The 26821-nt window shown below is 50.5% G+C and carries 25 protein-coding genes and 1 pseudogene; 17 read left to right on the top strand and 9 right to left on the bottom strand.

From position 1 onward, the window contains the following. Positions 1–246 precede the first annotated feature (246 nt). The 4 genes and pseudogenes from AC1DF0_RS30805 to trxB all read right to left on the bottom strand — a co-directional run bounded on the left by AC1DF0_RS30805 (position 247) and on the right by trxB (position 4390). Positions 247–885 (bottom strand): hypothetical protein, encoded by a 639-nt coding sequence (locus AC1DF0_RS30805; protein WP_477577356.1) that lies wholly within the window; start codon positions 883–885, stop codon positions 247–249. A 78-nt stretch (positions 886–963) separates the two neighbouring features. Continuing rightward, a pseudogene (locus tag AC1DF0_RS30810) lies at positions 964–1140 on the bottom strand (transposase); the annotation flags it as partial. 316 nt (positions 1141–1456) lie between these two features. Then, entirely contained in the window at positions 1457–3244 is a 1788-nt protein-coding gene (locus AC1DF0_RS30815; RefSeq protein ID WP_477577314.1) for an alpha-glycosidase, read from the bottom strand. A gap of 204 nt (positions 3245–3448) precedes the next feature. Then, positions 3449–4390 (bottom strand): thioredoxin-disulfide reductase, encoded by a 942-nt coding sequence (trxB, locus tag AC1DF0_RS30820; protein WP_442050707.1) that lies wholly within the window; start codon positions 4388–4390, stop codon positions 3449–3451. A gap of 159 nt (positions 4391–4549) precedes the next feature. Here trxB and AC1DF0_RS30825 point away from each other — a divergent pair, with 159 nt between their 5' ends. From AC1DF0_RS30825 to AC1DF0_RS30845, 5 genes are all read left to right on the top strand, one after another. Then, complete coding sequence (locus AC1DF0_RS30825) at positions 4550–5224, top strand: response regulator transcription factor (RefSeq protein ID WP_442050708.1); 675 nt, start codon at positions 4550–4552, stop codon at positions 5222–5224. Continuing rightward, positions 5224–6618 (top strand): sensor histidine kinase, encoded by a 1395-nt coding sequence (locus AC1DF0_RS30830; RefSeq protein WP_477577316.1) that lies wholly within the window; start codon positions 5224–5226, stop codon positions 6616–6618. Before AC1DF0_RS30825 ends, AC1DF0_RS30830 begins: the two co-directional genes overlap by 1 nt. A gap of 99 nt (positions 6619–6717) precedes the next feature. Next, the gene (gene galU / locus AC1DF0_RS30835) at positions 6718–7596 is read left to right on the top strand and encodes a UTP--glucose-1-phosphate uridylyltransferase GalU (RefSeq protein ID WP_477577318.1); all 879 of its coding nucleotides are present in this window, start codon (positions 6718–6720) and stop codon (positions 7594–7596) included. Positions 7597–7788: 192 nt separating this feature from the next. Continuing rightward, complete coding sequence (locus AC1DF0_RS30840) at positions 7789–9051, top strand: FxLYD domain-containing protein (RefSeq protein WP_477577320.1); 1263 nt, start codon at positions 7789–7791, stop codon at positions 9049–9051. 11 nt (positions 9052–9062) lie between these two features. Then, positions 9063–10190, top strand: a complete 1128-nt coding sequence (locus AC1DF0_RS30845; protein ID WP_477577322.1) for a S1C family serine protease — start codon at positions 9063–9065, stop codon at positions 10188–10190. Between the two features lie 81 nt (positions 10191–10271). On the opposite strand, the gene AC1DF0_RS30850 is transcribed toward AC1DF0_RS30845, so the two are convergent. Beyond that, complete coding sequence (locus AC1DF0_RS30850; protein WP_477577324.1) at positions 10272–11045, bottom strand: hypothetical protein; 774 nt, start codon at positions 11043–11045, stop codon at positions 10272–10274. A 148-nt stretch (positions 11046–11193) separates the two neighbouring features. Continuing rightward, a complete protein-coding gene (locus AC1DF0_RS30855; RefSeq protein WP_477577326.1) occupies positions 11194–11805 on the bottom strand; it encodes a superoxide dismutase in 612 nt (203 codons plus the stop codon). A gap of 355 nt (positions 11806–12160) precedes the next feature. Between AC1DF0_RS30855 and AC1DF0_RS30860 the strand changes: the two genes are divergently transcribed. The 7 genes from AC1DF0_RS30860 (at position 12161) to folE (ending at position 16446) form a co-directional block, all read left to right on the top strand. Then, positions 12161–12583 (top strand): GNAT family N-acetyltransferase, encoded by a 423-nt coding sequence (locus AC1DF0_RS30860; protein WP_337104390.1) that lies wholly within the window; start codon positions 12161–12163, stop codon positions 12581–12583. A gap of 111 nt (positions 12584–12694) precedes the next feature. After that, positions 12695–13249: a DUF402 domain-containing protein gene (locus tag AC1DF0_RS30865; RefSeq protein WP_442050714.1), complete on the top strand. Its 555-nt coding sequence runs from the start codon at positions 12695–12697 to the stop codon at positions 13247–13249. Continuing rightward, on the top strand, positions 13249–13833 hold the full coding sequence (gene lepB, locus AC1DF0_RS30870; protein WP_442050715.1) for a signal peptidase I: 585 nt from the start codon (positions 13249–13251) through the stop codon (positions 13831–13833). The genes AC1DF0_RS30865 and lepB overlap by 1 nt, the downstream gene beginning before the upstream one ends. A gap of 39 nt (positions 13834–13872) precedes the next feature. After that, the gene (gene rnhA, locus AC1DF0_RS30875; RefSeq protein WP_477577329.1) at positions 13873–14307 is read left to right on the top strand and encodes a ribonuclease HI; all 435 of its coding nucleotides are present in this window, start codon (positions 13873–13875) and stop codon (positions 14305–14307) included. Positions 14308–14310: 3 nt separating this feature from the next. Next, the gene (gene queG, locus AC1DF0_RS30880; RefSeq protein ID WP_477577331.1) at positions 14311–15468 is read left to right on the top strand and encodes a tRNA epoxyqueuosine(34) reductase QueG; all 1158 of its coding nucleotides are present in this window, start codon (positions 14311–14313) and stop codon (positions 15466–15468) included. 112 nt (positions 15469–15580) lie between these two features. Next, entirely contained in the window at positions 15581–15799 is a 219-nt protein-coding gene (locus tag AC1DF0_RS30885; protein WP_337104395.1) for a YneF family protein, read from the top strand. Positions 15800–15852: 53 nt separating this feature from the next. Then, positions 15853–16446 carry a GTP cyclohydrolase I FolE gene (gene folE, locus AC1DF0_RS30890; RefSeq protein ID WP_477577333.1) on the top strand — a complete coding sequence of 198 codons (594 nt, stop codon included), beginning with the start codon at positions 15853–15855 and terminating at the stop codon, positions 16444–16446. A 70-nt stretch (positions 16447–16516) separates the two neighbouring features. Here folE and AC1DF0_RS30895 read toward each other — a convergent pair whose 3' ends face one another. Both AC1DF0_RS30895 and AC1DF0_RS30900 read right to left on the bottom strand, forming a co-directional pair. Further along, positions 16517–17590: a Fe-Mn family superoxide dismutase gene (locus AC1DF0_RS30895; RefSeq protein WP_477577335.1), complete on the bottom strand. Its 1074-nt coding sequence runs from the start codon at positions 17588–17590 to the stop codon at positions 16517–16519. A 101-nt stretch (positions 17591–17691) separates the two neighbouring features. Beyond that, entirely contained in the window at positions 17692–18768 is a 1077-nt protein-coding gene (locus AC1DF0_RS30900) for an alpha/beta hydrolase (RefSeq protein ID WP_477577337.1), read from the bottom strand. Positions 18769–19041: 273 nt separating this feature from the next. On the opposite strand from AC1DF0_RS30900, the gene AC1DF0_RS30905 reads away from it, so the two are divergent. After that, positions 19042–19785, top strand: coding sequence for an IclR family transcriptional regulator (locus AC1DF0_RS30905; RefSeq protein WP_337104399.1), 744 nt, complete (start codon positions 19042–19044; stop codon positions 19783–19785). A 142-nt stretch (positions 19786–19927) separates the two neighbouring features. Here the strand turns inward: AC1DF0_RS30905 and acnA are convergent, their stop codons facing one another. Further along, complete coding sequence (gene acnA / locus AC1DF0_RS30910) at positions 19928–22639, bottom strand: aconitate hydratase AcnA (protein ID WP_477577339.1); 2712 nt, start codon at positions 22637–22639, stop codon at positions 19928–19930. Positions 22640–22866: 227 nt separating this feature from the next. Between acnA and AC1DF0_RS30915 the strand changes: the two genes are divergently transcribed. The 4 genes from AC1DF0_RS30915 (at position 22867) to uvsE (ending at position 26761) form a co-directional block, all read left to right on the top strand. Next, positions 22867–24165: an amidase domain-containing protein gene (locus tag AC1DF0_RS30915; protein WP_477577341.1), complete on the top strand. Its 1299-nt coding sequence runs from the start codon at positions 22867–22869 to the stop codon at positions 24163–24165. 39 nt (positions 24166–24204) lie between these two features. After that, positions 24205–25314 carry a D-alanine--D-alanine ligase gene (locus AC1DF0_RS30920; RefSeq protein ID WP_477577342.1) on the top strand — a complete coding sequence of 370 codons (1110 nt, stop codon included), beginning with the start codon at positions 24205–24207 and terminating at the stop codon, positions 25312–25314. Between the two features lie 106 nt (positions 25315–25420). Then, a complete protein-coding gene (locus tag AC1DF0_RS30925) occupies positions 25421–25738 on the top strand; it encodes a hypothetical protein (RefSeq protein ID WP_442050723.1) in 318 nt (105 codons plus the stop codon). 3 nt (positions 25739–25741) lie between these two features. Further along, on the top strand, positions 25742–26761 hold the full coding sequence (gene uvsE, locus AC1DF0_RS30930) for a UV DNA damage repair endonuclease UvsE (RefSeq protein WP_477577344.1): 1020 nt from the start codon (positions 25742–25744) through the stop codon (positions 26759–26761). The last annotated feature ends 60 nt before the right edge of the window (positions 26762–26821 follow it).

The following is a 26821-nucleotide window of genomic DNA, read 5'->3' on the forward strand; positions in this document are numbered from 1 at the left end:
TTTTCAAATAGATTAGTGAGCATGTTTTCGGGTATATTAGTCATCGGTAGGGTCCTTTCTCTGGTGGCTTCAGCAACCCCGAGGATACCCTACTTTTTTGTTGTCCGACAAGGCTACAAATCTTGGTACACAAACAATTTTACGTCATCAAGAAGTAAGAAGTAAGAAGTAAGAAGTAAGAAGTAAGAAGTAAGAAGATAGAAGTAAAAAAAATGAAGAAAGAAAAAAGAAAAAAGAAAAAATAGGCTACATCGCTAATTTCAGTAAGGAATAAGTAGTGTGCATAATCGTTGCTGGGTTTGGAATAAGCGAATGACTTAGGAGCAGCTCAAATGACTGGGAAGAAGAAAGGTGCTTGGTGTTTTTGCGGAAACAGTATTCGTCCATATAAAACTGAGCTTTGGCCGCACTTATGCCATGGAAGGTGTCATTCATCCATCGAAATGCAGAAGGGGCGAAATGCCGCAGACGCGGATAGCTTCCCCATGGGATGAAGGGCTTACGTATCATGTCAATATGAGTAGTCGAAGGATTAATATGAGTTGCTTTAAACGAGTTTTCGGCTACCGGGGACAATGGTTTTCTTGGCTCTTGTTGGGACGGAGCAAACTTTAATTTGTAGTAGGAAGGTTTATTAGTTGCCATCATGCGGGCCACGATGACAGAACGTTCTCGTTGGAGCGTTTCGGCTGAGTGGAAAATGCGTCGTGTATAAATATCGGGTTTTGCTTCAATTTGTCCTGAAAGAAGGATGGATTGATCTAGTTCGGTGATGGCGTGGCGAATTTTGTTAAGCATACTCCAAGCTGTTTTGTACGTGACTTTAATAAGCTTAGCGAGATGCACCGCATTTATGCTGGATTTGCTAGCCGCAACAATATACATAACGAGCAGCCACTTGTGCAGCGGTGTTCGAGTTTTGTCCATAATCGATCCGGCAGTAAGGGATGCTTGGTGACTGCATTTCCGGCATTCGTATAATGGTAACCTACGTGTGTTAATCATATAGAAAGACGTGTTGGAACAGCGTGGACAGTAGTATCCAGTCGGCCATTTCATCCTAAATAGTAGCGGAATACAGTCTGAATCATTAGTATATTGCGATTGGAACTGTTCGAGATTGAACTTCAATTGTATCACTCCAATCAAGTAAAAACGAGAACAAGCGTTCTTGTTTTTTAGAATAACAGATCTTCGGATTTAAATCAATATTTTTATATGAGGGCAGGCTTACCTGTTGAATAAATTCGATGAAAGTGATCGATTCTGAGCAAAGGGGAGAGTGTGATAAAGAGAAAAAAAGCGATCTCCACTAGAATTGGGAAAATCGATTTGAGGAGGAGGCCAACGTAAGACGCTGGATGATGATTGGATCGGATGAGTGAAAAGCTCCTTGCAAGTGGCTATTTGAGCAGCCAAATGAAGGAGCTTTTTAAAAGTGCTAAACTCTATAAGTTTAAAGGATTTGTTTGAAAATATGATAGCCGTAGCTAGGAAGAGTGATTTGGAATTGGCCGCTAGGGCTGCTGACAATATTAGCAGTTGAGTCGGCGCTATTGCTTGAAAGAAGCGTTGCCCAGCTCGATAAGGAAGGGGATGCCTCATTAACAACAGAGAAGTTTAGGTCGGCCGCTTCGTTACGAGCATTCATTACGATAAGCAATCGTTCATTGCCTTCTTGGCGTTCATAGGCGAGCGTGCCGTCCTCTGAGCCGATATGGAGGAAGCGGATATACGCGCTGCGAAGTGCGGGATACTCATGACGCAAGTGAATCGCTTGTGTGTAAAAGTGCAAAAGATCCTGGTTCTGCTCCTCGGGCTCCCAGACCATACATTTGCGACATCCAGGATCTCCGCTGCCGTTCAAACCAACCTCGTCACCGTAGTAGATACAAGGCGTTCCTGGATAAGTCAGCTGGAACAGGGCAGCAAGCTTCATAGCTTCAATATTATCATCGCATATCGTCAAGAGGCGCGGGGTATCATGGCTATCTAGTAGGTTAAATCCTGTTTCGGTTACCTGCTGCGGATATGCGGCGAGCTGCGTTCCGATAGCTGCGGCGAAGGCGTCGGCTTCGATGGTTTGGTGACCGAAGAAATCTAGTACAGCATTCGTGAACGGATAGTTCATTACGGCATCGAATTGGTCGCCCTGCAGCCATGCCATTGAATCATGCCATATCTCGCCCAGTATATAAGCCTCGGGGTTGACGGCTTTGACGGTCAAACGGAATTCACGCCAGAACTGGTGGTCAACCTCGTTGGCGACATCCAGCCGCCAGCCGTCAATGCCGATTTCCTCGAGCCAGTATCTAKCAACTTCGAATAAATAACTCTTCACCTCAGGATGCTCGGTATTTAGCTTCGGCATCATTGGCTCAAAAGCGAAAGTTTCATAAGTTGGAATGCCGTCAATAACTTCAAGCGGCCATTGCCGTACGTGGAACCAGTCGGCATACTTTGATTGCTGTCCCTTCGCGAGAGCGTCAATGAATGGAGGGAAGGTGCGGCCGGAATGATTAAAGACGGCATCAAGCAATACACGTATACCGCGCCCATGACAAAGATCGACGAGCTCTTTCAGCTTTTCATTCGTGCCAAAGTGGGGATCGACCTTCAAATAGTCGCGCGTATCGTATTTATGATTGGTTGTTGCCTCGAAGACAGGCGTGAAATAGACAGCGTTAATGCCGAGCCTCGCAATGTGATCGAGATGATCGATAACGCCCTGTAGGTCGCCGCCGAAGAAATTGGTTGGTGTCGGATCCGCGCTACCCCATGGAAGTACATTGTCAGGATCGATGGAAGAGTCCCCGTTTGCGAACCTCTCGGGAAAAATCTGATAGAAGACAGCGTTTTTCACCCACTCAGGCGGTGCAAAAACATCGATAGGATTGATATAGGGGAAGTCGAAGAAAGAGTTTGATGTATCCGGCTCTGTAAGCTCGAAGCCTCTATCGCTAAGCAGAATAGATTCGCTGCCGTCAATGAGTTGAAAGGCATAACGAAGTCTGCGGTAGGGAGGAACTACAGCTGTTTCCCAATAATCAAACAAAGCGTCAGAAGACATAATCTTCATCGGAACAGTGGTCTTAGTTTGTTTCCAAGCATATTTGTCGCCGACAATGGCGTATACGGAATCCAGATCGTTTTTTTTCGTGCGGATTCTGAGATGAAGCGTCTTCCCGTCGTAAGCATAAGCCCAATTCTGTTTGGGCCGGTGGTATACGGCTTCTAATAACATGCCTTTCATCGCTCCTTCAACGATTGTTCATTATACATGTAATATAGAGATAAACATGAAAAAGGTACAACCTCTGCTTTTACAGCCGAGGTTGTACCTTTTTCCTAGAATAGGAATGCGGTAGCATTGCCTTTATATTTTATCTCTCAACATTTTAATTATACATAATTTGTACGATTCGTACTAGTGGATTATGAAAATTTTTTAAGAATTTACGGTTTCGTGAGCGAGCGATTCCAAATATCTCTCGCAATCAAGTGCTGCCATACAGCCACTGCCTGCTGCCGTAATCGCTTGGCGGTAGTTGCGGTCCTGTACATCGCCACAAGCGTAGACGCCGGGAATGTTCGTTTCGGAAGTGCCAGGCTTCACAATAATATAGCCTTGCTCGTCCGTATCGATTTGGCCGCCGAGGAAACCGGTGTTCGGCGTATGGCCGATCGTAACGAACAGTCCATCCGTCTCCAGCAGCTCTTCTTCGCCTGTTTCGTTGTTAAGAACTTTAAGTCCTTGCAAGCCCATTCCCGTCGCAGCCACTTCAAGCGGTGTACGGTTCAAGCTCCAAACGATCTTGTCGTTGGCGCGTGCGCGATCCTGCATGATTTTCGAAGCTCGCAGCTCTTCACGGCGGTGAACAAGACGAACTTCGGAAGCAAAGCGAGTCAAGAACACTGCTTCTTCCATTGCGGAATCGCCGCCGCCGACAACGATAATTTTTTTGCCGCGGAAGAAGAAGCCGTCGCATGTGGCGCAAGTGCTGACGCCGCGTCCGATGTTTTCTTGCTCGCCTGGTATGCCCAGGTATTTCGCAGATGCGCCAGTGGAGATGATGATCGACTCCGCTTGCAGCTCGCCAATTCCTTCTACGTCAAGCGTGTAGGGGCGTTTGCTGAAGTCGACGCTTTTTACAGAACCGGTCTTAAATGTTGCGCCGAAGCGTTGTGCTTGCTTGCGCATATTGGACATCAGCTCGCTGCCAAGAATGCCTTCAGGGAAACCTGGGAAGTTCTCGACTTCCGTCGTTGTTGTTAATTGTCCGCCCGGCTGCCAGCCCTCAATAACAAGCGGCTCCATGTTGGCGCGTGCTAGATAGATAGCTGCCGTTAATCCGGCAGGACCAGTACCGATAATAATTGTTTTGTGCATATGAAATGCCCTCCTATGATGTGGCTGAACGTTCTGAATTGAATCTTAATTTAAAATTATTATAAACTGTAACCAATGTCAATACTGTTCATCTAACGTTCATGTTCATGTAGTATGATAACAAGGATGGAATGGCAAGCGGACTGGAGGAGATTGGCTATGCCCAAAATAGTTGTAGCGGATGACGATGCGAATATTCGCGAGCTCGTCAGCCTTTTTTTGAAACGGGAAGGATTTCAGGTCATAGAGGCAGTTGACGGCATCGAGGCGTTCGATAAGCTGGAGACCGTAAAGCCGGATATGGCAATTATCGATATCATGATGCCGCGAATGGATGGATGGGCGCTCTGCGCAGCATTGCGCGAGAGTTATGATATTCCGCTGCTTATGCTGACGGCCAAGGGGGAGACGACCCACAAGGTGAAGGGCTTCGAGCTGGGGGCGGACGATTATATGGTGAAGCCGTTCGATCCGCCTGAACTAGTGGCGCGTGTGAAGGCGCTGCTAAAGCGGTATCGCATTGCATCGTCGCATTCGGTGGAGTTCGGCGGCGTCGCGATGAATCAAACGGATTTCCAAATGAGTGCGAGCGGCGAGAAGATTACGCTCCCGCCTAAAGAATTCGAGCTGTTGTTCAAGTTGGCAAGCTATCCGGGCAAAACCTTCTCCAGAGATCAATTGATCGAGCAAATATGGGGAATGGATTACGCCGGCGATGAGCGAACAGTCGATGTACATATTAAACGGCTCCGCGATCGTTTTCCGGAGGAGAAATATCGTTTCCGCATTGTGACGATCCGGGGCCTCGGTTATCGACTGGAGGAATGCGGCTAATGCGAAGCTTGTATTTTCGGATTACGGCGACGTTTCTTCTTATTGTCATTATTAGTATCGGAGTCGCTTTCTTATTCACGAACCAGATGTTCAAGCGAGATGCGAGAGGCCAGCTTCCGGGGCAAATAAACAGCGCGATTGAACGAATCGAGCAGCTCTATGCAGTGTCAGCTCCTGCGTCCGTGGATCAATACCTGCAGGAGATGTCCAAGCAGCTCGGTCAGAACATCGTCGCCATAAGCGTACGGGGATCCTTGGTAACGGCTGGCGAGGGCAGTGAACAGCTTTTAAATCAAATTAATCGCGAACAGCTCTCCAATGTATTTAACGGATACCGAGTAAGTATTAACGTGAACCGGACGGAGGAAAATGGACCGCCTTCGCCGTTTGCTATTGGGAAATTGGTGCGGCTAGGCAATATGAATTGGGCGTTGTTCGTTCAGCCGAATCGTTTCCCGCAGAACAGCAACTTTCTATGGACGGCCGTGACGCTGCTGGCAACATTGCTTATTGTGGGAAGTATTCTTATTCTGGTGGCTGCGAGATATTTGGTTAAGCCGCTGAAGTTAATGACCTCCGCAGCCAGAAGGATGGCGGAAGGGGACTTTACGGTTAGATTGTCTGCGCGAAGAGGCGATGAGCTTGGCGAGCTGGCGGATGGCATGAACAAAATGGCCGTCAGTTTATCTCAGCTCGAAACGATGCGGCAAGACTTCGTTTCGAACGTGTCGCATGAGATTCAGTCCCCGCTTACGTCGATCGGAGGTTTCGCGGAAGCGCTGCGCAGCGAAGAGTTGACGGAGTCGGAGCGGAATCGCTATGTCAGCATTATTAAACAGGAAAGCACGAGACTATCGCGCCTAAGCGAAAACCTGCTGAAGCTTGCGTCGCTCGACTCTCAGCAGCATCCGTATCATCCGGAATCGTATAGGCTCGATCGGCAGCTTCGTGACGTGGTGCTTGCAAGTGAGCCGCATTGGGTGGCAAAGCGGCAAACGGTCGAGCTGATGATGGAGGAGACCGTCATTACAGCGGATGAGGACTTAATAAGCCAAGTATGGTTCAACCTGCTCGCTAACAGTATGAAATTCACGCCGGAGGATGGCAAAATATCGTTCCAATTGTCTGAACGGGACGGTATGGCGATCATTCGTATATCGGATACGGGCGTAGGTATCGCTGAAGAGGATCAAGAACGAGTATTCGAGCGCTTCTACAAGGCAGACGTATCGAGAGATCGGAGTCAAGGAGGAAGCGGCTTAGGCTTGTCCATTGCGAAGAAGATTATCGATATTCACGGCGGTACGATCACGGTGGATCGGGAAGCCGATCAAACCGCAGGCGCCAGCTTTGTTATACAATTGCCGCTTACCCCTTGCTTACAGCCCAGCTAGTTGCGAGCCCCATAGCATATGGCTTGGATATTATTAGAAATAAGGTTATGATGGACTAAAAATCATTTTAAACCTTAGTGAGAGGGGCTTGTATCTCAAATGGACAAGCGTATAACCAAAGCAATTATTCCTGCGGGAGGACTAGGGACGCGATTCCTGCCTGCAACAAAGGCACAGCCTAAGGAGATGCTCCCGCTTATTGATAAACCGGCCATACAATATATTGTAGAAGAGGCCGTTCAATCGGGAATCGAAAGTATCGTTATCGTAAGCGGACGGAATAAACGGGCGATTGAGGATCATTTTGATAAGTCGGCTGAACTGGAGGCTGAGCTGGAGGAACGCGGCAACGAGGAAATGCTGGCGATTGTGAAGGAAATATCGCAGTTGGCCGATATTTATTACGTTCGCCAGAAAGAGCCCCTTGGACTTGGGCATGCGGTATTATGCGCGCGTCGGTTCATCGCTGACGAGCCGTTCGCGGTTCTGCTTGGAGATGATATATTGGTGTCTCAGCCGCCGTGCTTACGGGATATGATCGATGTGTATGAACAAGAGCAGTCCTCGGTCGTAGCGGTCATGGAAGTGCCATGGGATCAGACGCATAAATACGGGATTGTCGATATCGAAGCGGGCAAGAAGGTCGCGCGCGTGCGCGACATCGTCGAGAAGCCGCTGCCGGGACAGGCGCCCTCCAACTATGCGGTCGTCGGCCGGTATGTGCTTGATCCGGCTATATTCACTCTGTTGGAGCGGGCGCAGCCCGGCAAAGGCGGAGAGATTCAACTGACAGACAGCTTGCAGGAGCTCAATCGAATCGCATCCTTGTCAGCATACCGATTCGACGGCAGGCGGCATGATGTTGGCGATAAGCTCGGCTTCGTGCAAGCGACAATCGACTTCGCGTTGGAGCGCGAAGACTTGTCTGCCGATGTGAAGCGTTATTTGCTCGAGCGATTGAAGCTTTCTAATCTATAGAATTTAAACGTATGAGACAGGTCAGTTTATACTGGCCTGTTTTCTTATTTCTGCCGATATATATACTTGTAAATATTTCATTTCCCAACTGTTGGTATAAAGCACATCTGTCATGTAGAATAGAATGAAGTAGATTGATAGGGAATGGAAAAGCGAAATAGAGAGAGAACATACTGCTGGGAGTTGAAGGAAGTGCAGTGCCATCAATGCGGGAAATTACAGCCAGAGGATGCTGTTTATTGCAATAAATGCGGCAAACAGCTGCTTATAGAAGCTGATGAACAGTCACTGGTAACAGCCATAGATGCTGTCATCGATACGATAGAAAATGAATCGGCTGTCGGCGCGGAGCTGAGCCATTCCTATATACAGGTACAACAAGATGTAGTAGTGATCAGGCAGCGCAATGGGGGCAGCTGGTGGATGTGGTTAACACCAGTGGCGCTAGCTGTTCTGGCAGCAGCAGCGGTGACCGTCTATTACGGCTATGAGTCTCGGTTGAATGATAAGGTTATTCTACTGCAGCAGCAGGCAAGAGAAGACGCATTGGCGGGCAAATATGAGGAAGCGCTGGCATCGCTTGATGAAGCTGCCGGGTTCCGTCCGGACTTTGCCCCGGTGCAGGCGGATAAGGACATTATTAAGCGCGCATCGGGCTATGAGGAATTGCTGGAATCGGCAAAAGGACATTTGGCCGGAGGCAAGCTTATCGAAGCGGAGCGCCTTCTAATACAGGTTAAGGAAGACCTTAAGAATACGGTAGAACCTATCTTCACCCAAGCAAAGAAATCGCTCGACTCACTCAGCGGAGAGCTTGCGCTGCATAAACTGACACAGGAGCTTGATACGTCGACGACGATCAATGAATTGGCTGCCAAGCTTAATATCGCCAGCGGCCTTGATGGCGATGAGGCGATTGCCGTGCGAGAGCAGATTAAGGCAAAAATCGTAGATATCGGTTACGAGGAAGCGGACAGTTTGCTTAATAAGAAGAAATATAATGATGCTATGGATGCGGTCGACAAAGCGCTTCTTTATGTTAGCGACGATGAGCGTCTGCTTGGGCTTAAGAGCAAGATTTCTAATGAGAAGGATAAGTACGAGCAGGCGGAGCAGCAGCGTCTCGAGCAAGCGATGCAGAAGGCGGCCGAAGAGGATCTGAAAAACCAAACGGCTGCGGTGGAGGTCGTTCGTATTGAAGGCACGCTGGACGAGTTCGGCGACCTTATCATTCACGGAGAGCTCAAAAATGCAGCTACACGTCCTATTTATACGGTTGTAGTTGAATATACCGTCTATGATGCTCAGCATAACAAGATTGGTACTGGCACTGCAGAAGCAACACCCGACTACATTGAGCCCGGCGAGGCAATGAGCTTTAGCGGCACCGTATACGGCGTATATGTTGAAAATACAACTGTTGTCGTGGATCACGCGACATGGTATTTGGACTAGGAGGCGATAGGATGCGGACGGGAGCATGGATCAGTCTGATCGCCTCATTCTTCATAATCGGAGGCGCGGGCATCGGGGCATGGGCAATACGCGCCGAGGTGCCGAAGCAATTGACGGGAGCGCCGATGCTTGCTATTTCTGACGATAGCAAGTCAAAGGGTTCTAAGACGCTTAAGGATGTTATTTTTGAGACACAGAAGCTAGTTGTGATGATTGAGACAGAGAGCGGTACGCAGGGCTCAGGCTTCCTTTATAACAATAAAGGCGATCTTATTACGAATGCCCATGTCGTTGCTGGAGCGGAGGTAGTGAAGATCAAGACGGCCGATGCTCGCGAGTTGGAAGGCGAGGTTATCGGCATAAGTACGGATATAGACGTAGCCGTCGTTAGAGTGCCTGGTCTTGCCGGCATAGAGCCGCTTGAGCTTGTACGCGATCAAAAAGCCGAGGTTGGCGACGAGGTGCTTGCTGTCGGGAGTCCGCTGGGGTTTCAAAATACGGTGACAACCGGCATTATAAGCGGCCTTGGAAGAAGCTTTGATATTGAACCCTATAAATATAGCGATTTATATCAAATATCGGCTCCTATTGCACCGGGCAACAGCGGCGGACCGCTCGTCGATCAAGCATCAGGGGCGGTGCTTGGCATCAACTCTGCGGGAATCGAGCAAGGTTCGATCGGGTTCAGCATTCCCATTGTTAATGTTATCGAGATGGCAGAGGTTTGGTCCGCGCAGCCGATGGATGAACTGCCTGTTTTCTCGTTCTCAGACGACTCGGAGTTACTCCCTGAGAAAGCTTCAATGGAGGAATATGCGGAATACTTGGTGACACACTTCTACGACAGCTTGAATAATGCCGATTATGTATACGCTTATTCTCTGCTGGGCGGCAACTGGAAGGAAGGCACTAGCTACGAGAAGTTCCGCGAAGGGTACATTCCGACTCGCAACGTCGTCATTGACGATATGATCGTGAAGACGATTGGCTCAGACGAAGCAACGGTTACAGCGATTATATCGGTTGACGAGCGTGTCGATGGCAAATATGTGCTAAGCAAGTATCAAGTGACGTACCGTGTCGGTTATGAAAACGACATTCTAAAGTTATTAAGCGGCAAAGGCAAGGTAATCGGCTAATTGCCGGTTGTATAAGCAAAGAGCTCGAAGCTGGCGTCCGGGGGAGACGCTGCTTCGAGCTCTTTGCTTGTTAATTAGAGTCTATTGCTGAGACTCGTAGATGATTGAGCCCTCTTCAGCTTCTTCACGAAGAAGAGGATTGAAAATCAGATCGATGCCGACAGCATCATTAGGCTGAAGAGGGAAGTTTAACAGCGTCGATGGAATGACGCGTCCGTTCAGTCTCAGCTGGTAGCTGACGCGTCCGCCGATGCGAATGCCGTTAACAGCGAAGATTTGCCCATTGCGCGTAAATTGGACAGCGCCTGTCTGAGCAAGCGCCCAATAAATCGTTAATCCCGGGCGATATGGTACGAAGTAACGCTGCGTTGCGTTCGGGAATGCTGCGCCGCCGTTAATGACAACGATGACGTTCGCTTGAGGACCCGGAGGGAATGGCAGCGGGAACGGAATCGGAACAGGGAATGGGAATGGGAACGGCGGACGTGGCGGCGGGAAAGGTCCCGGCCCTGGCGGGAAAGGTCCCGGCCCTGGCGGGAAAGGCCCCGGCCCTGGCGGAAAAGGCCCCGGCCCTGGCGGGAAAGGTCCCGGTCCAGGCGGGAAAGGCCCCGGCCCTGGCGGGAAAGGTCCCGGCCCAGGCGGGAAAGGCCCCGGTCCAGGCGGGAAAGGCCCCGGACCAGGTCCTGGTCCCGGTCCCGGCCCTGGACCAGGCGGAAGGCCGCCCGGCCCTAACAGTCCGCGTTCCGCTCTGGCAAAGCGTGGTCCGCCGCAGCCGCAGTCGCTGCCTGCCGGTGTCGCTTGCCGCTCGGCTTCATAGTATTGCTGCTCGTAAAAGTTGCCGTAAGTATCATACATGCAAACATTCAGTCTCCTTCATGTAGCAGATTAGGCAAATATCATGATGTATCCTATGCGGCATCTGCCTAACCGGTGTAAGGAAGGCGGAACAAAAAAAGCGGCGCTGCCCTCGATGAGGACAGCGCCGCTTTCCTATTAGCAACGATTACTTAACAGCAGCTTCGTAACGTTTGCCGACTTCAGCCCAGTTTACAACATTCCAGAACGCTGCAATGTAGTCAGGGCGTTTGTTTTGGTAGTTCAGGTAGTACGCATGCTCCCAAACGTCCAGTCCGAGGATTGGCGTTTCGCCTTCCATGATCGGGCTGTCTTGGTTAGGCAAGCTGTATACTTTCAATTTGCCGTTAGCAACTGCAAGGAATGCCCAGCCGCTGCCGAAACGAGTTGTTGCTGCTTTCGCGAAGTCAGCTTTGAAAGTATCGAAGCCGCCAAGCTCGCTCTCGATTGCCGCTGCAAGAGCGCCGGTAGGAGCGCCGCCAGCGTCAGGTCCGATTGTTTCCCAGAACAGGCTGTGGTTAGCGTGGCCGCCGCCGTTGTTGCGAACAGCAGTGCGGATGCCTTCAGGTACGCTTACCAGATCGGAGATCAGCTCTTCGATCGATTTGCTTTGCAATTCAGGAGCGGACTCAAGAGCTGCATTCAGGTTCGTCACGTATGCGTTGTGGTGACGGCCGTGGTGAATTTCCATTGTAGTCGCATCGATATGCGGCTCAAGCGCGTTGTGCGCGTAAGGCAATGCTGGTAGTTGATGTGCCATTATTATTACCTCCTAAATATATGTAGCTTAGCAATTCCATTATCCCTTATCCGATCGAATAAATCAACATTAATGTTGCAAAAGTCGGATGGTCAAAAAGAGCGTCTAATAGCAATCCAACATAGCGTAACACAGAAGCAAAACAATTATTCAAAGCATTGCTGATTAACGTAATTTTAACAAAATAAGAGATAAAATGAATGAAAACGCTTTATATAAAGCGTTTTCACGAGTAAAACGAAGATTTGTTTAATTTTTATAAGGAATTTCGAAGATTTTAGAAGGAATTCGTATGATTTTGTCGTATAATATTCTAGAAGCAGCACTATGACAAGAAATAGAAGGTGTTAATTTAATGAACGTACGTTCCTTCCAGTTGTCCGATTACAGACCGATTACAGCTCTTCTCGAAGAAGTGTTAACCGAAGAGTGTTACGAACAAACGATGGAAGCTTTTGCACGTCAATTGTCATGGGATAGCGATTTGGTTCTTGTCGCTGTCGAAGATTCCGAGCTTGTTGGAATGATTATCGGAACGATCGATAATAACAAAGGTTATTATTATCGAATCGCCGTATCGCCACAACATCAACGGAAAGGAATAGGCAAGTCGCTTATTCAGGGGCTGCGTCAGCGCTTCGAGCAGCGTCATGTTACAAAGATACTTATTACCGCGGACGAGCACAACGAGCCGGTATTGCCGTTATATGAGTCCATGGGCTACGCGTCCAACGACTTTTTCCGGTCTTTCCAGAAGCTGAGCATCGTAACGGGTTAAACGCGGATTTTCTGCAATTATAATTTGTGCAGGGGCATATCTGCATCGCCATTGCTTTTGGCGGTGAGATATGCTTTTCTTATTACTATAGACATGTGTGAGGAGAACGGTATGGTACGATACATGCACTGTGTTATCAAGAGCTTCAAGCATAACGGTCACATCCATCGTACATGGCAGCGCAATTGGCTCGTTCCCAGCGAACTGCTTGTTCCGGAGCACCGAGAAGAGTCCATGATCGTTCTAATTAATCGACAGACGCCGATACAGGAATCGGACGGCAAGCAATGGATCAGCCGTGTTCCTGCCGTATCCTTCTTCATACCTGGCATTTGGTTCAATGTCGTAGCCCTTATTGAGGAAAACGGCATACGGTACTATTGCAATATCGCTTCTCCTCCGTATTTGCAAGGGGACGTGCTGACATATATCGATTATGACCTTGATGTTATTCGTACGACGGACGGCGGATGTTTTGTCGTCGATCAGGATGAGTACGAGCTTCATAGCCATATGTATCACTACCCGCAGATGGTGGATGACAAAGTCCAAGAAGGGCTGGCGGCTTTGCTGTTAAGAATAGAAAGCGGACAAGCGCCTTTTCAAGATGAGCATGTTACGGCCTACTACGAGGCGTGGCTTCAGGCAAACGGCGAGGTGGAATAATGACTTTGGCAGAATCGGAAACGGCTTCATCCCCTAATAAACCTAATGAAAATAACCGCACTTGGCGCTCTGAGGCTTGGGATTGGCTCAGGACGCTTATTGTTGCATTCGTGGTTGTCCTTATTGTACATTTTTTTGTATTCAATTTATCTACGGTAGAAGGCCATTCCATGGAGCCGACGCTGCTTGATGATGAGTGGCTGTTCGTGAACAAGTTCGTGTATTTGGTCGGCAAGCCGAAAGCGGGAGACGTCGTTATATTGAAGGAACCCGATGACGGAAGCGGGGAGAAGAAGTTTCTCGTGAAGCGTGTCATCGGCGTTCCTGGCGATCGAATCGAGATCTATGATAATCAGTTGTACCGCAATGGCGAGCTCGTCATAGAAGATTATATCGACACTTCTATTGAAGGCATGAATTATGGACCAAGCGTCGTAGAGGAGGGACGATACTTCGTGATGGGAGACAATCGTCATCTGCAAGCGAGCTTGGACAGCCGAATTTTCGGCACGGTGCCGCGCAATCTGATTAAAGGCAGGGCGGATTATATTTTATGGCCTTATAACAAAATACACGGCTTGTAGTCTATTCCACTCGTTTAGAAGTTGGGAGGTAGAACATTAATGAAAGAAGTTATGATCTATACGGACGGAGCTTGCTCTGGTAATCCTGGACCCGGCGGCTGGGGCGCTGTGCTCTTCTACGGATCGAAGCAGAAGGAAATATCCGGCGGCGAGAAGCATACGACCAATAATCGTATGGAAATTCAAGCCGTTATCGAAGGGTTGAGCCTGCTCAAGGAGCCTTGCTCCGTCAAGGTGTACAGCGATTCGGCTTATGTCGTCAATTGCTTTCAGAAAGGTTGGATACACGGCTGGCTTCGCAACGGGTGGAAAAACAGCAAAAAGGATCCGGTGGAAAATCAGGAACTTTGGAAAGCGTTATGGGAGCTTATGAAGATGCATACCGTTGAATATGTCAAAGTAAAGGGCCATAGCGACAATGAATGGAACAATCGCTGCGACGAGCTTGCGCGCGAAGCGATCCGCAGGCTGTAAGTGATGACTGACCGCTACAGGAAGCTGAAAGAAGAGATGAAGGCTGCGGCGGCCGAGCTTGGCATCGATAAGATCGGAGTCGCCTCGGCTGACCCTTTCACCGAGATGAAACAAATATTAATCCGTCATCGTGAGCTTGGCAGGGAATCCGGCTTCGAGGAGAAGGATCTCGACAAACGTACGAATCCGGCGTTGTTGTTCGACAATCCGCAATCGATCATCGCAATTGCGGTGGCTTATCCTTCGAAGATGGACAATCCTCCGAAGTCCGAGCGCGGCGCGCGACGCGGCATTATGTCCCGTTCCTCTTGGGGCGAGGACTACCACCGCGTATTGCGCGACCGACTGGCACGGCTGGAGGCATGGCTTCGCGAGCGTGTTCCAGATCTGCGGGTGGAGAGCATGGTTGATACGGGCGAGCTTGTCGATCGTGCGGTAGCTGAGCGCGCTGGCCTTGGCTGGAGCGCCAAAAACTGCGCGGTCATTACGCCGGAGTGGGGCTCATGGGTGTATCTCGGCGAGATGATAACGAATATCCCGCTGCCGCCGGACGAGCAAATGACCGATCAGTGCGGTTCCTGCACGATCTGTATCGATGCTTGTCCTACGGATGCGCTGGTTGGACCGGGACAGCTTGATTCGAACAAGTGTATTTCGTTTATTACGCAGACGAAAGGGTTCGTAGAAGAGCCGATCATGCGTAAGATCGGGAACCGGATTTATGGCTGCGATACATGCCAAACGGTATGCCCGATCAATAAGGGGAAGAACTGGACGCATCAGCCGGAGCTGCAGCCAGATCCTGAGCTCGTTATGCCGCTCCTGGAGCCGCTTTTATCGATGAGCAACAAAGAGTTCCAAGAACGATATTCTCGCAGTTCCTCTGCGTGGCGGGGGAAGAAGCCGATCCAACGCAATGCCGTCATAGCGCTTGGCAATTACAAGGAAGCGTCTGCCGTAGCGGAGCTAGTGAAGGTACTGGAGTCCGATCCGAGGCCGGTGCTCCGCGGAACGTCGGCATGGGCGCTAGGCCGAATCGGCGGTACGGTTGCCGAAGAGGCGCTTCATGCAGCTTATGCCAAGGAGAGCGACGAGGAGGCTAAGGCCTACATGGCGAGGGCGATCGACGCAATTGGGTCTAGCAGCAAATCTATAGATTGAAATGATTGGTTGTTCAAAGCTGTTCCGTCCTGATTGCGAACGAAGGGTGAACATGCTATCATGAATGCAATTATTACAGCAAGAGATAGAGAGGGTTGGGTGAATTTTTTTTATGTGGTTAAACATTGTACTTCCTATCGTGACATTAGTGGTCGGCGCAGTTGGCGGCTTTTTCATCGGCGTATTCTATTTGCGCAAGCAGCTCGAGAAGATGCAGAACGACCCTGAGATGATACAGAAGATGGCTAAGCAAATGGGCTATAACTTGAATAAGCAACAAATGAATCGCGCTCAAAACATGATGAAAAATCAAAAGTTCCCTCGTAAATAAAGGCGCTTGTTAGGTTGTAAACAGTTGTTATGATCCGGAAGGAGTGACCCTACGTGGCGGGTAAGAAAGATTACGTCAATACAAAGGTAACGAGCAACCGGGAGCAAATCGAATACCACGTCAAAGAGATATTAAAGCTGGTAGGCGAGGATGTGGAACGCGAGGGACTTCTAGAGACACCTGCACGCGTCACTCGGATGTATGAGGAAATATTCGCAGGCTACGAGGTTGACCCCCGCGAAGTGCTTGGCGTAACGTTCGATGAGCAGCATGAAGAGCTTGTCATCGTGAAGGATATTGTGTATTACAGCCAGTGTGAGCACCATATGGCGCCTTTCTTCGGTAAGGCGCATATCGGGTATATCCCAAGCGGCAAGATCGCAGGGCTCAGCAAGCTCGCGCGTCTGGTCGAGGCAGTTACGCGCAGATTGCAGGTGCAGGAGCGTATTACTTCGCAAATCGCCGACATTATCGATGAGGAGCTTGCGCCGCATGGCGTGATGGTCGTCGTCGAGGGCGAGCATCTGTGCATGTGCGCACGCGGCGTGAAGAAGCCGGGCAGCAAGACCGTCACCTCGGCGGTACGCGGCGAATTCCGCAGCAGCTCCGCGCTGCGCTCGGAGTTTCTTGCATTGCTGAAGCAATAGCAATAATGAATAAAGGCTGACAGTTCTCTTAGCAGAGAGCTGTCAGCCTTTTATTATGGCTATGGCATTACTAAGGCTGCCAGACGAGCTGGCGCGCTTCCTCGAAGCGTTTGTTCACATTCGGCCAATGAACGACGCTCCACCAGTCCTTGATGTAGTCAGCGCGCTTGTTCTGATGCTTCAAATAATAAGCATGCTCCCATACGTCGAGCGGCAGCAATGGAATTGCGTCCCACTGCGATAAGTTCTGATGCTTCTCGGCTGTTAAGATTTCAAGCCGTCTGCTGCGCGGACTCCAGACGAGGATTGCCCAGCCGCTGCCTTCGACCTTGGCAGCCGCTTCGCTGAACTGCTTCTTGAAGGCGGCATAGCTGCCGAAATCGTTCGTGATCTGCGTAGAGACCGGTCCGACGGCATCGCCCCCGCCGTGTGGCGACATCACGCTCCAAAACAACGTATGAAGATAATGTCCCGCCCCATTGAAGGCAAGCTCGCGTTCCCAGTGCTTGACCAGATCGAAGTTGCCGGTTTCGCGAGCGATTTGAAGCTGCTTCTCGGCTTTATTGAGTCCGTCCACATAGGATTGGTGATGAATGTCATGGTGTATTTGCATCGTCTGTTCATCGATATAAGGCTCTAAGGCATCATAATCATAGGGAAGCGGAGGCAGTGTATGTCCGCCAATAGGTACCTGCGCAATCGGTGCTCGCTGCTCGCGATTGCCTGGACTGTTCGCGGCTTGCCTGTATGCTCCGACCAGTCCTCGATAATAGTTGGTCTCGCGGATGGAATGGGCAATAATCGTCCGGGTACTTTGCGGCACATTGCTGGACAGCAGCATCTCGAGCTGCTCGACATAACGATGGGATTGCTCGAGCGCGGTATCGATAAGCGCTTCGACGGTAAGCTCAGCCTGCTCAGGAAGACGGGCAGGGTAAGGAAGCCAGGATTCCAGCCATTGATTGGCGTAATGCACCGTTCCGGCAAATACGGGCTCCCATGATTGCAGCAAGCCCGCATATTGATGGTCCAGTAACGGAGCGCTTAGCAGGATGACGGCGTTGTGCTCTTTCTCTTGCATTTTCCAGTGACGGACAAGTTCCATTGCTCTTACAGGCATTAGTTTGCCATAAATAAAAAGCACGGCCATCGCCTCCTATATGCTGCAACTATGGAATGCATCTAAGGTAGATGTATTCGTCGCAGAAAGGGGTTATGTCGTGCTTGCATAGGTTTAATGTTAGGTTAGGGAGCTTTGTCGGCTTGCAATTGACCGTCGACTTGACTTAGGAAAAGCGCTGCCCGTTGGATGTATTCGCGCGGATGGACCTGGAACAGCATTTCATGCTGGCCGTCAGGCACGATCCAGGAACGGGAGAGCGGATTGCCTTGAACGGATGCGACAACCTCCGCCGTCTCATAATCAGCCTTCACATCGTTGGTGCCATGAATCACGTAAATTGGCATCCCGTAATCATTCGACATCACTTCTTCGGCGGGGATGGAACCAAAGTTCGAACCCGTCCACAGCGGAATTAATGATTCGATGAGCGGCAATGAAGGGAAGCGCGGCAGCTCTACGAATTGATTCAAATTATCGAACAAAGCCTCAGGGCTTGGAATGAACATGCTGTCGAGAATCATCGCATCGATCTCGTCGGTTTGCAGCGCCGTCTGCAGCGCCGTGCCGGCGCCCATCGAGAAGCCCCACACGACGATGTCTTCCGCTCCGCGCGACTTCGCATAATCGATGGCCGCGAGCAACTGCTGAGATTCCTCAAGGCCGCCTGTGGCCGGCGCTTTGTATTCCTTGGAAGCATAGCCATAGTCGAATAGTAACACGTTGTAGCCTAAGCCGTTCAGCAGCTTCGAGAGATCATACATGGGAACCCATGTCTCTTCGCGATTAGCTCCGTAACCGTGGCTGAATACGACCGTTCTTGTGGAAGCAGCTTCAGATGCGTCAGCAGCAGCGATCTCTGATCCGCCAGCGGGGACGAACCAGCCGCTAACCGTTGTCTGTCCGCTATGACTTGGAAATACGACATCCTCATATTCAAGGCCAATGGCCGCTTTTGGATTGGATGTGAGCGGTGCTACGTATGGATAGGCGAGCATCCAAGCAACATAACCATGAAAGATAACGATCGCAAGCAAGCACATGGCCGTGACGGAGGCGAGGGAGGCTACGACCAGATGCTTGACACGGCTCTTTGCTTTCTTCTTAGCAAATAGCTGATCAGGGTCGATGAAAGGGAACGGCTGCAAGCTGCCCGGGAATCCGGATTCAAGCGGCCGTGATGTCATGGTAGTTATGCTCATATCGTCATCCTCCTTCAATGTTGCTTCCAGATGCGTCGTAGTAGTAGGGAGAGAAGCGGTCGATAAACGTTCAATGAATGTAAGCGTTATTTTTCTAGTACTTTTATCGTAGTCCTACGCTAGTAGCCTGTCAATTGATGTCGATAAGATGTTAATGCTTTGTAATATAGCTGTAACGTAGAGACTTTCCTTTACGGCTCGAGAGCCAATAGGGTATACTAAAATGAGAATGAGTTTCATTGAATGAAACATGGGGCAGGGAGGATGGGCGGCATGGAGGAAGGCAAATCGACTGTACGCGCGGTAGATCGTGCGCTTGATATTTTACTCTGCTTTACAACGAAGACGGATTGGGCGATGACGGAAATCGCCGAGCATATCGGGCTGCATAAGAGTACGGTGCACCGCATGCTTGCCACACTGGAAGAGAAGGGTTTCCTAGAGCGTGATCGGGCGACGGAACGTTATCATCTAGGTCTTAAGGTATGGGAGCTGTCCGCTAACTTATCCCGATCGGACGATCAAGCTACGATATGGCTGCCGGAGATGGTGCGGCTGCGCGACAGGTTAGGCGAGACGGTCAGCATTTATGTTAGGGATGGATCGGAGCGTATACGAATTCAAGCGGTACAGAGCAATCAGCCCGTTCGACGTGTAGCGCCGGTGGGCGCACGGCTGCCGCTATATGCGGGAGCATCGAGCAAAGTGCTTATTGCTTATGCCGAGCCTCACGTCCAGCAGGAACTGTTCGTTGATCCTGCATGGCTGTACGCCATTGACTTGGATCAATATAAGCAGCAATTGGACGAGATTGTAGCCCAAGGTTATGCAACGAGCTTCGAGGAGCGCGAACCGGGCGCTGCGGCGTTGTCAGCGCCTATTCTAACACGCTCGGGCAAGCTGGTAGCAGCTTTATCGGTATCAGGGCCTGCAAGCCGTCTGACGATGGATACGATGCGGAGCTACGCGCCCGTTATGATAGAATCAGCTAAGCGGCTGGGTATGATGATTGTATAAAATGGGATCTGCGCAGCCTTTCACAGAACAGGCGAGTAGGACCGATTAGACTGTATGAAATACAGCAAAACGTAAATTAGATATCTGAACGAAAAAAAGGGATGGAGCAGATAACACCTGCACCATCCCTGTTTCACTTTTATTACATATTAGCGATCATTTGACGAAGCACCGTTTGCAGGATGCCGCCGTTGCGGTAGTAGTCTACGTCAACGAGGGAGTCCAGACGAACGATTGCCGGGAATTCGAACGTTGTGCCGTCTTCGCGAGTTGCGGTAACGGTAACGGAATCGCCCGGTTGAACGTCGTTGCTCAGGCCCGTAATGTCGAATGTCTCCGTACCAGTGATGCCAAGCGTTTTCCAGCTTTGGCCTTCTTGGAATTGAAGCGGAAGCACGCCCATACCGACAAGGTTGGAACGGTGAATACGCTCGAAGCTTTCCGTAATAACGGCTTTGACGCCTAGCAGGTACGTACCTTTGGCAGCCCAGTCACGCGAGCTTCCTGTTCCGTATTCTTTACCGGCGATAACGACAAGGTTTTTGCCGCTGTCTTGGTATTTCATCGATGCGTCGTAGATGGACATGACTTCGCCGCTTGGCAAGTAAGTCGTTACGCCGCCCTCTGTACCAGGAGCAACTTGGTTACGAATACGGATGTTCGCGAACGTACCGCGCATCATCACTTCATGGTTACCGCGACGGGAACCGTACGAGTTGAAGTCTTTGCGGTCTACACCGTTGTCGATCAAGTATTTGCCGCCTGGGCTGTTAACCGTAATGTTGCCGGCAGGGGAGATATGGTCAGTCGTAACCGAATCGCCCATAAGCGCAAGAACGCTAGCCGAAGGAATATCGGCAATATCGGAAAGCGCGTCGCCGATGCTTTCGAAGAACGGCGGGTTTTGGATGTACGTCGATTTTTCGTCCCACTCGTAGCTTTCGCCTTCTGGTACGGAAATCGCGTTCCAACGCTCGTTTTGCGTAAATACGTTCTCGTATTTGTCGCGGAACATTTGCGGGTTCAACGATGCTGCAACCGCGTCTTTAATTTCTTGGTTAGTTGGCCAGATATCTTTCAGGTATACCGGTTGACCGTCTTGGTCGTAGCCGATTGCATCATTGGAAAGGTCGATGTTAACCGTACCGGCGATTGCATAAGCAACAACGAGCGGAGGCGATGCCAGGTAGTTCGCTTTAACCTGAGCGTGAACGCGGCCTTCGAAGTTACGGTTACCGGACAATACAGCCGCTACCGTCATATCGTTGTCAGCGATCGCTTTGCTTACTTCGTCCGGCAATGGACCGGAGTTACCGATACAAGTTGCGCAGCCGTAGCCTGCAACGTGGAAGCCAAGCGCTTCAAGCGATTCGATCAGGTTTGCTTTTTTCAAATATTCCGTAACGACGAGCGAGCCCGGCGTCAGGGAGCTTTTCACGTAAGCCGGTTTCTTAAGACCGCGCTCAACTGCTTTCTTAGCAACGAGGCCTGCAGCAAGCATTACGCTTGGGTTGGATGTGTTCGTGCAGCTTGTGATAGCCGCGATCGCAACAGCGCCTGTACCCATTTTGGAAACTTGGCCGTCATTATGGTTAACGGTTACGACTTGCTCGATTTTCTCGTCGCTCAGGCCGTATCCGCCTTTGTCGATTGGCGTGCGGATGATGCTGTTGAACGATTCTTTCATCGAAGTCAGCTCAACGCGGTCTTGCGGACGCTTCGGTCCAGCAAGCGATGGAACGATCGTCGAAAGGTCAAGCTCGATAACGTCGGAGAATACAGGGTCCGGCGTTTCGTCCGTACGGAACATGCTTTGCGCTTTGTAGTAAGCTTCAACAAGCTCGATTTGTTCTTCTTGACGACCAGTTTGACGCATGAACGAAAGCGTCTCGCTGTCGACAGGGAAGAAGCCGATTGTTGCGCCGTACTCAGGAGCCATGTTGGCAACCGTTGCGCGGTCAGCAAGGCTGATGTTGGACAAGCCAGGTCCGAAGAACTCGACGAATTTGCCGACAACGCCTTTTTTGCGAAGTATTTGCGTAACAGTCAGGGCAAGGTCAGTTGCCGTAGAGCCTTCTGCCAGGCTGCCTGTCAATTTGAAGCCGATAACTTCTGGCATTACGAAGTAAAGCGGTTGTCCGAGCATGCCTGCTTCCGCTTCGATACCGCCAACGCCCCAGCCTACTACGCCAAGACCGTTGATCATCGTCGTATGGGAGTCCGTACCTACAAGGGAGTCAGGGTATACGACTGTTTCGCCGTCGATTGTTTTCGTTGCGGCAACGGATGCCAAGTACTCAAGGTTAACTTGGTGAACGATACCTGTGCCCGGCGGCACTGCGCGGAAGTTATCGAACGCCGTTTGTGCCCAGCGAAGGAAACGGTAACGTTCTTCGTTGCGCTCGAATTCCACTTTCGTGTTATATTCAAGAGCTTCAGGGCTGCMGAATGCGTCAACCATGATCGAGTGGTCGATTACGAGATCGACAGGAACGAGCGGGTTGATTTTCTTAGGATCTCCGCCAGCTTTTTTTACGGTGTCGCGCATTGCCGCAAGGTCAACGACAACCGGTACGCCGGTGAAATCTTGCAGTACGATACGGGCAGGGATGAAAGGAATTTCTTTGTCCTCGCGTCCGTCAGCCCAAGTTGCAAGCTGCTTTACGTGCTCAGGTGTAATTGCGCGTCCGTCGAATTGGCGAACGGCTGCTTCAAGCAATACTTTGATCGAGAAAGGCAGCTTCGAAATGTCGCCAAGGCCTTGCTCTTGTAGTCCGTCGATACGATAGTAAGCATACGACTTTCCGCCAGCGTCAAGCGTGGTGCGGACGGAGTATTGATTTTGTTTAGACATCGTCATTCTCCTTTGTGTAAATGTCGTCCTTGTTTCACTCTATGAAACAGGATTTCAAATTCCTTATAGCTATAGTATAGCGCTAAAATGACCCCTGCGTAAAGTCCAATTATGTCCTTGCGGACACACGGAAGGGGCTGAAAATACGTTTCACGCGATGTTACATGAATTGTCGTATCGTTTCATATAATTAATCAGTTATTCTGTGTCATGCAGGAGGGAAAGCGATGTCGCGAACAGGTCAAAGGCCGCCAGCAAATCAAGGTTACAAACGAAATCAAGCGCCCCCGCAGCAGCGAAGCTCCCCGCGCCAGCCGGCTGTTAAGCTGAAGGCTAATGCCGGACTGCAGCAAAGGGCAGCGGAGGAGCCGCGGCAGCATATGGCGGCCAATCAGCCCGGTCCACAGTCTCAGGCAAGCGCTAATCAGTCAAGCAAGCAACCAAAGCTTACGTCTCTCCTGCGTTCATCGGATTATGGACTGCACCGGCAGCAAGGAGAAGCGGAAGGGTGGAAATCAGCCGTTCATCGTTACATTAGTTTGTACAATAAGGCCGAGACGGAGCAGCATGCCCAAGTGTTGTCCGACTTTGTTACGGACGCAGAGCATTGCGAACGTCTTCGCTGCCGGCTTGAGCGACTGCGTGAGCGCGAGCTGCTGCGCGGCGTTCTGCCAGCCGGTAGCGAGACGAAGGCCGAGCTTGTCCGCGTAAACGAGTCTCCAAACGAAGTGTCGGTGCTCATTAAGCTTCATATTAGAAGAAGAATGGAGCAGCATGGCCGCTTTTATATGGAGGAAAGGTCTGAATACGAGCGGCTATGGCTGTGTCCCGCGGGTAAAAGCTGGGACGTTATACGCGTCGAGCCGATCATATCCGAACGCAGGCCGCGATATGGAGCATCAGCCGACAACTGGATGACAGTAGATGATTATACGTTCTCCGAAGGCGAGCGCGCTACGCCCTCGATGCCATACTTAAATTATGACCTATTCCCGCAATTCAAACACCGTCAGCCGGGTATTCCGTACAGGAGAGATTTGGTTGCGGCTTATGCCGACCGATGGTGGAACGAAGGCAATCCCGCCTACGAACTGTTTGAGGTAAATTGCACGAATTACGTATCCCAATGCGTCTTTGCAGGTAATGCCCCAATGAACTATACTGGTAAAAGAGAAAGCGGCTGGTGGTATAAAGGTAGAAATAAAGGTCAGGAAAATTGGAGCTTCAGCTGGGCCGTATCCAATGCTTTAACTCATTATTTGGGTGGAAAGCGGGTATCAGGTTTACGCGTAGAAACCGTGTTATCGGCCGACGAGCTGCAGCTAGGCGATATTATTACGTATGATTGGAATGGGGATAACCGCTTCCAGCATAGTACAATCGTGACCGCGTTCGATGCCGCGGGGATGCCGCTCGTTAACGCGAATACCGTAGCCAGCCGGCATCGTTATTGGGATTATCGCGATTCTTATGCATGGACGGAACAGACGAGATATCGTTTTTTTCATATTGCCGACCTTATGTAAGCATTGTAATGTAAATTTATTCGTACCGGAGGATGTGCCATGGGAAGCAAAGTTCGAGTTGGTCTTGTATACGGGGGGAAATCGGGAGAGCATGAGGTCTCTCTGCAAACGGCGTTTGCCGTTATGGGCGAGTTCGACTACAACAAATACGCTATCAAACCTTTTTATATTACGAAGCAAGGCGAGTGGAAGACAGGGCCCGTTCTTGAAGGTCGTCCAGCAAGCGTGGAGGAGCTGCGTTACGAGTCCAGTGAGCCTGCGAATACAGGAGCGGCGCTTGCGCCGCTGTTCGCGGGTATAGGCGGTTCTGGCGCGAGCGGCGAGCAGCAGATCGACGTCGTATTTCCGCTGCTGCACGGCACGTTCGGCGAAGACGGCACGATCCAAGGTTTATTCGAGATGGCCAACATTCCATATGTAGGTGCTGGCGTTCTCGCATCTGCCGTTGGCATGGACAAGATTATCATGAAAAAAGTGTTCGCCCAAGAGGGCTTGCCGCAATGCGTGTACCGGTACTTTAACCGTACGCAATGGCAGAAGGACTCCTCCTATTTCATTATGGAATGTGAAGTGTCGCTTGGGTATCCATGCTTCGTTAAACCAGCCAACCTTGGCTCCAGCGTAGGCGTATCGAAAGCGAGAAACCGCGAGGAGCTGATCGCTGCCGTTAATTACGCGCTCCGATTCGACCGCAAAGTCATCGTCGAGGAGTTTGTCGATGCTCGCGAAATCGAGGTCAGCGTGCTTGGCAACGACGATGCGAAAGCATCGCTGCCAGGTGAGATTGCTCCGTCCAATGAGTTTTACGATTATAAAGCCAAATATATCGACGGCAAATCCACAATGCAAATCCCGGCGAACATTCCTGCCGAGACGACGGAAGCAATCCGCGAGATGGCCGTTCGCGCCTTCCAAGCGATCGACGGCTCCGGCTTGTCGCGGGTTGACTTCTTCTTGCGGAAGTCGGATGGTCAGCTGCTAATTAATGAAGTGAATACATTGCCTGGTTTCACGCCATTCAGCATGTATCCGCTCATGTGGAAGGAAACGGGCCTCCCGTACAAGCAGCTTCTAGACAATTTGATCGATCTCGCGATGGCTCGTTACAACGACAAGCAAGCGATCGATTTCTCCGGCGACGCGATTTAAGGTTAGATCAGACTAAATAGCATTTAGGCTCATTTAACGTCATTTCGTCGAACGAATGAGCCTTAACCGGCCTAATACCGGATTTTCGAGGAGGGAGGTTGTTACCATGGGATTTTCAACCGAATTTAATTCCGTATGCAAATTCAAGTCCGAGCAAGAGCTTTATGAATTGTTGGAGTATGGTAGGGGCAAAATGGTTAAGAGCGGATTTCGCGTATTTCCGACGGGCCAGAAGGTCATCGCCTACACGCCTGGCAACGAAGCGATTGCGATTGTCCGCATCTTGGCTTCTATCGCTGAAATTAACTTCCAAGGCGAAGAAGTAACCGAAGTGGAGATGGAGCTTGTGAGAAAGCTGACCGAGGAAGAGTCGCGCATACAGACTGCGCTGGCTTTTGAAATGTTTTTTGGAGATCGCAAATAGCCGATGATCGTCAGATTCGGTTTCGTCGCAATGAGCTTGACGCTTGAGAACGCCTCTCCTTCGAAGACAATGACATACAAAAGCTTCTCCAAGCTCGATGACCGCGAAGCCGCTATACGCAAGCTGGAGCGGATTTCCGAGGAGAACCTGGGCAATACGCTGCGCATATTAAGGCATTGCCGAGCGAGCGATATTCAAATGTATCGTTTCTCGTCCAAGCTCATTCCGCTTGCGACCCATGGAGAGCTTGCGGATTGGAATCCGTTCGAGACTCTAACACCGTCGTTCCGAGAGATAGGCGATTTCGTTAAGCGAAATAACATACGCGTGTCGTTCCATCCCGACCATTTCTGCGTGTTCAGCACGCCTCGCGAGGAAGTGCTGGCGAACTCGATCATCGACTTGGACAACCATGTGCGGATGCTTGAGGCGATGGGATTGGATGAAGCGGCCAAATGCAATATACATATGGGCGGAGCATACGGAGACAAGACAACGTCCAGCCAGCGGTTTAGTACTCAATTCGGGTCGCTTGAGCCGCGTTGCCTGCACCGTGTGACGCTAGAGAACGATGATAAGACGTTTAACGTTGCGGAGACGCTAAGTGCCGCTGAGCAAGTCGGGGTACCGATGGTACTCGACATTCATCATCATGCCGTGAATCCGGGCGACATCTCGGAGGACGAGTTATGCGGTGAACTATGGCCGCGCATCGTGCAGACGTGGCAGCGAGAACGCGATCGGTTAGGCATCTCTTCCGCTCGGGAGCTGCCGCCAAAGATTCATGCATCCAGTCCGAAAAGTGAAACGGACCCGAGAGGGCATGCCGACTTCGTCGAACCGCTTCCGCTGCTTCATTTCTTGCGTAAGGCTGCGTCAACCACCGAATACCTGGATTGCATGCTGGAGGCTAAAAGCAAGGATGAAGCTTTATTTAAACTGATGGACGAGCTCCGTAAGCTGGAGGAGCAAGGAGAAGGCGTGAAGGTCATCGACGATGCAAGTGTCGAGATCCTCATCTGATATATGGTGAAGAGCACCGCCTGGGACATGCCTTGGCGGTGCTGTTCTGAACGTTGTTCA

It is taken from the genome of Paenibacillus sp. 05T425, assembly GCF_056396205.1.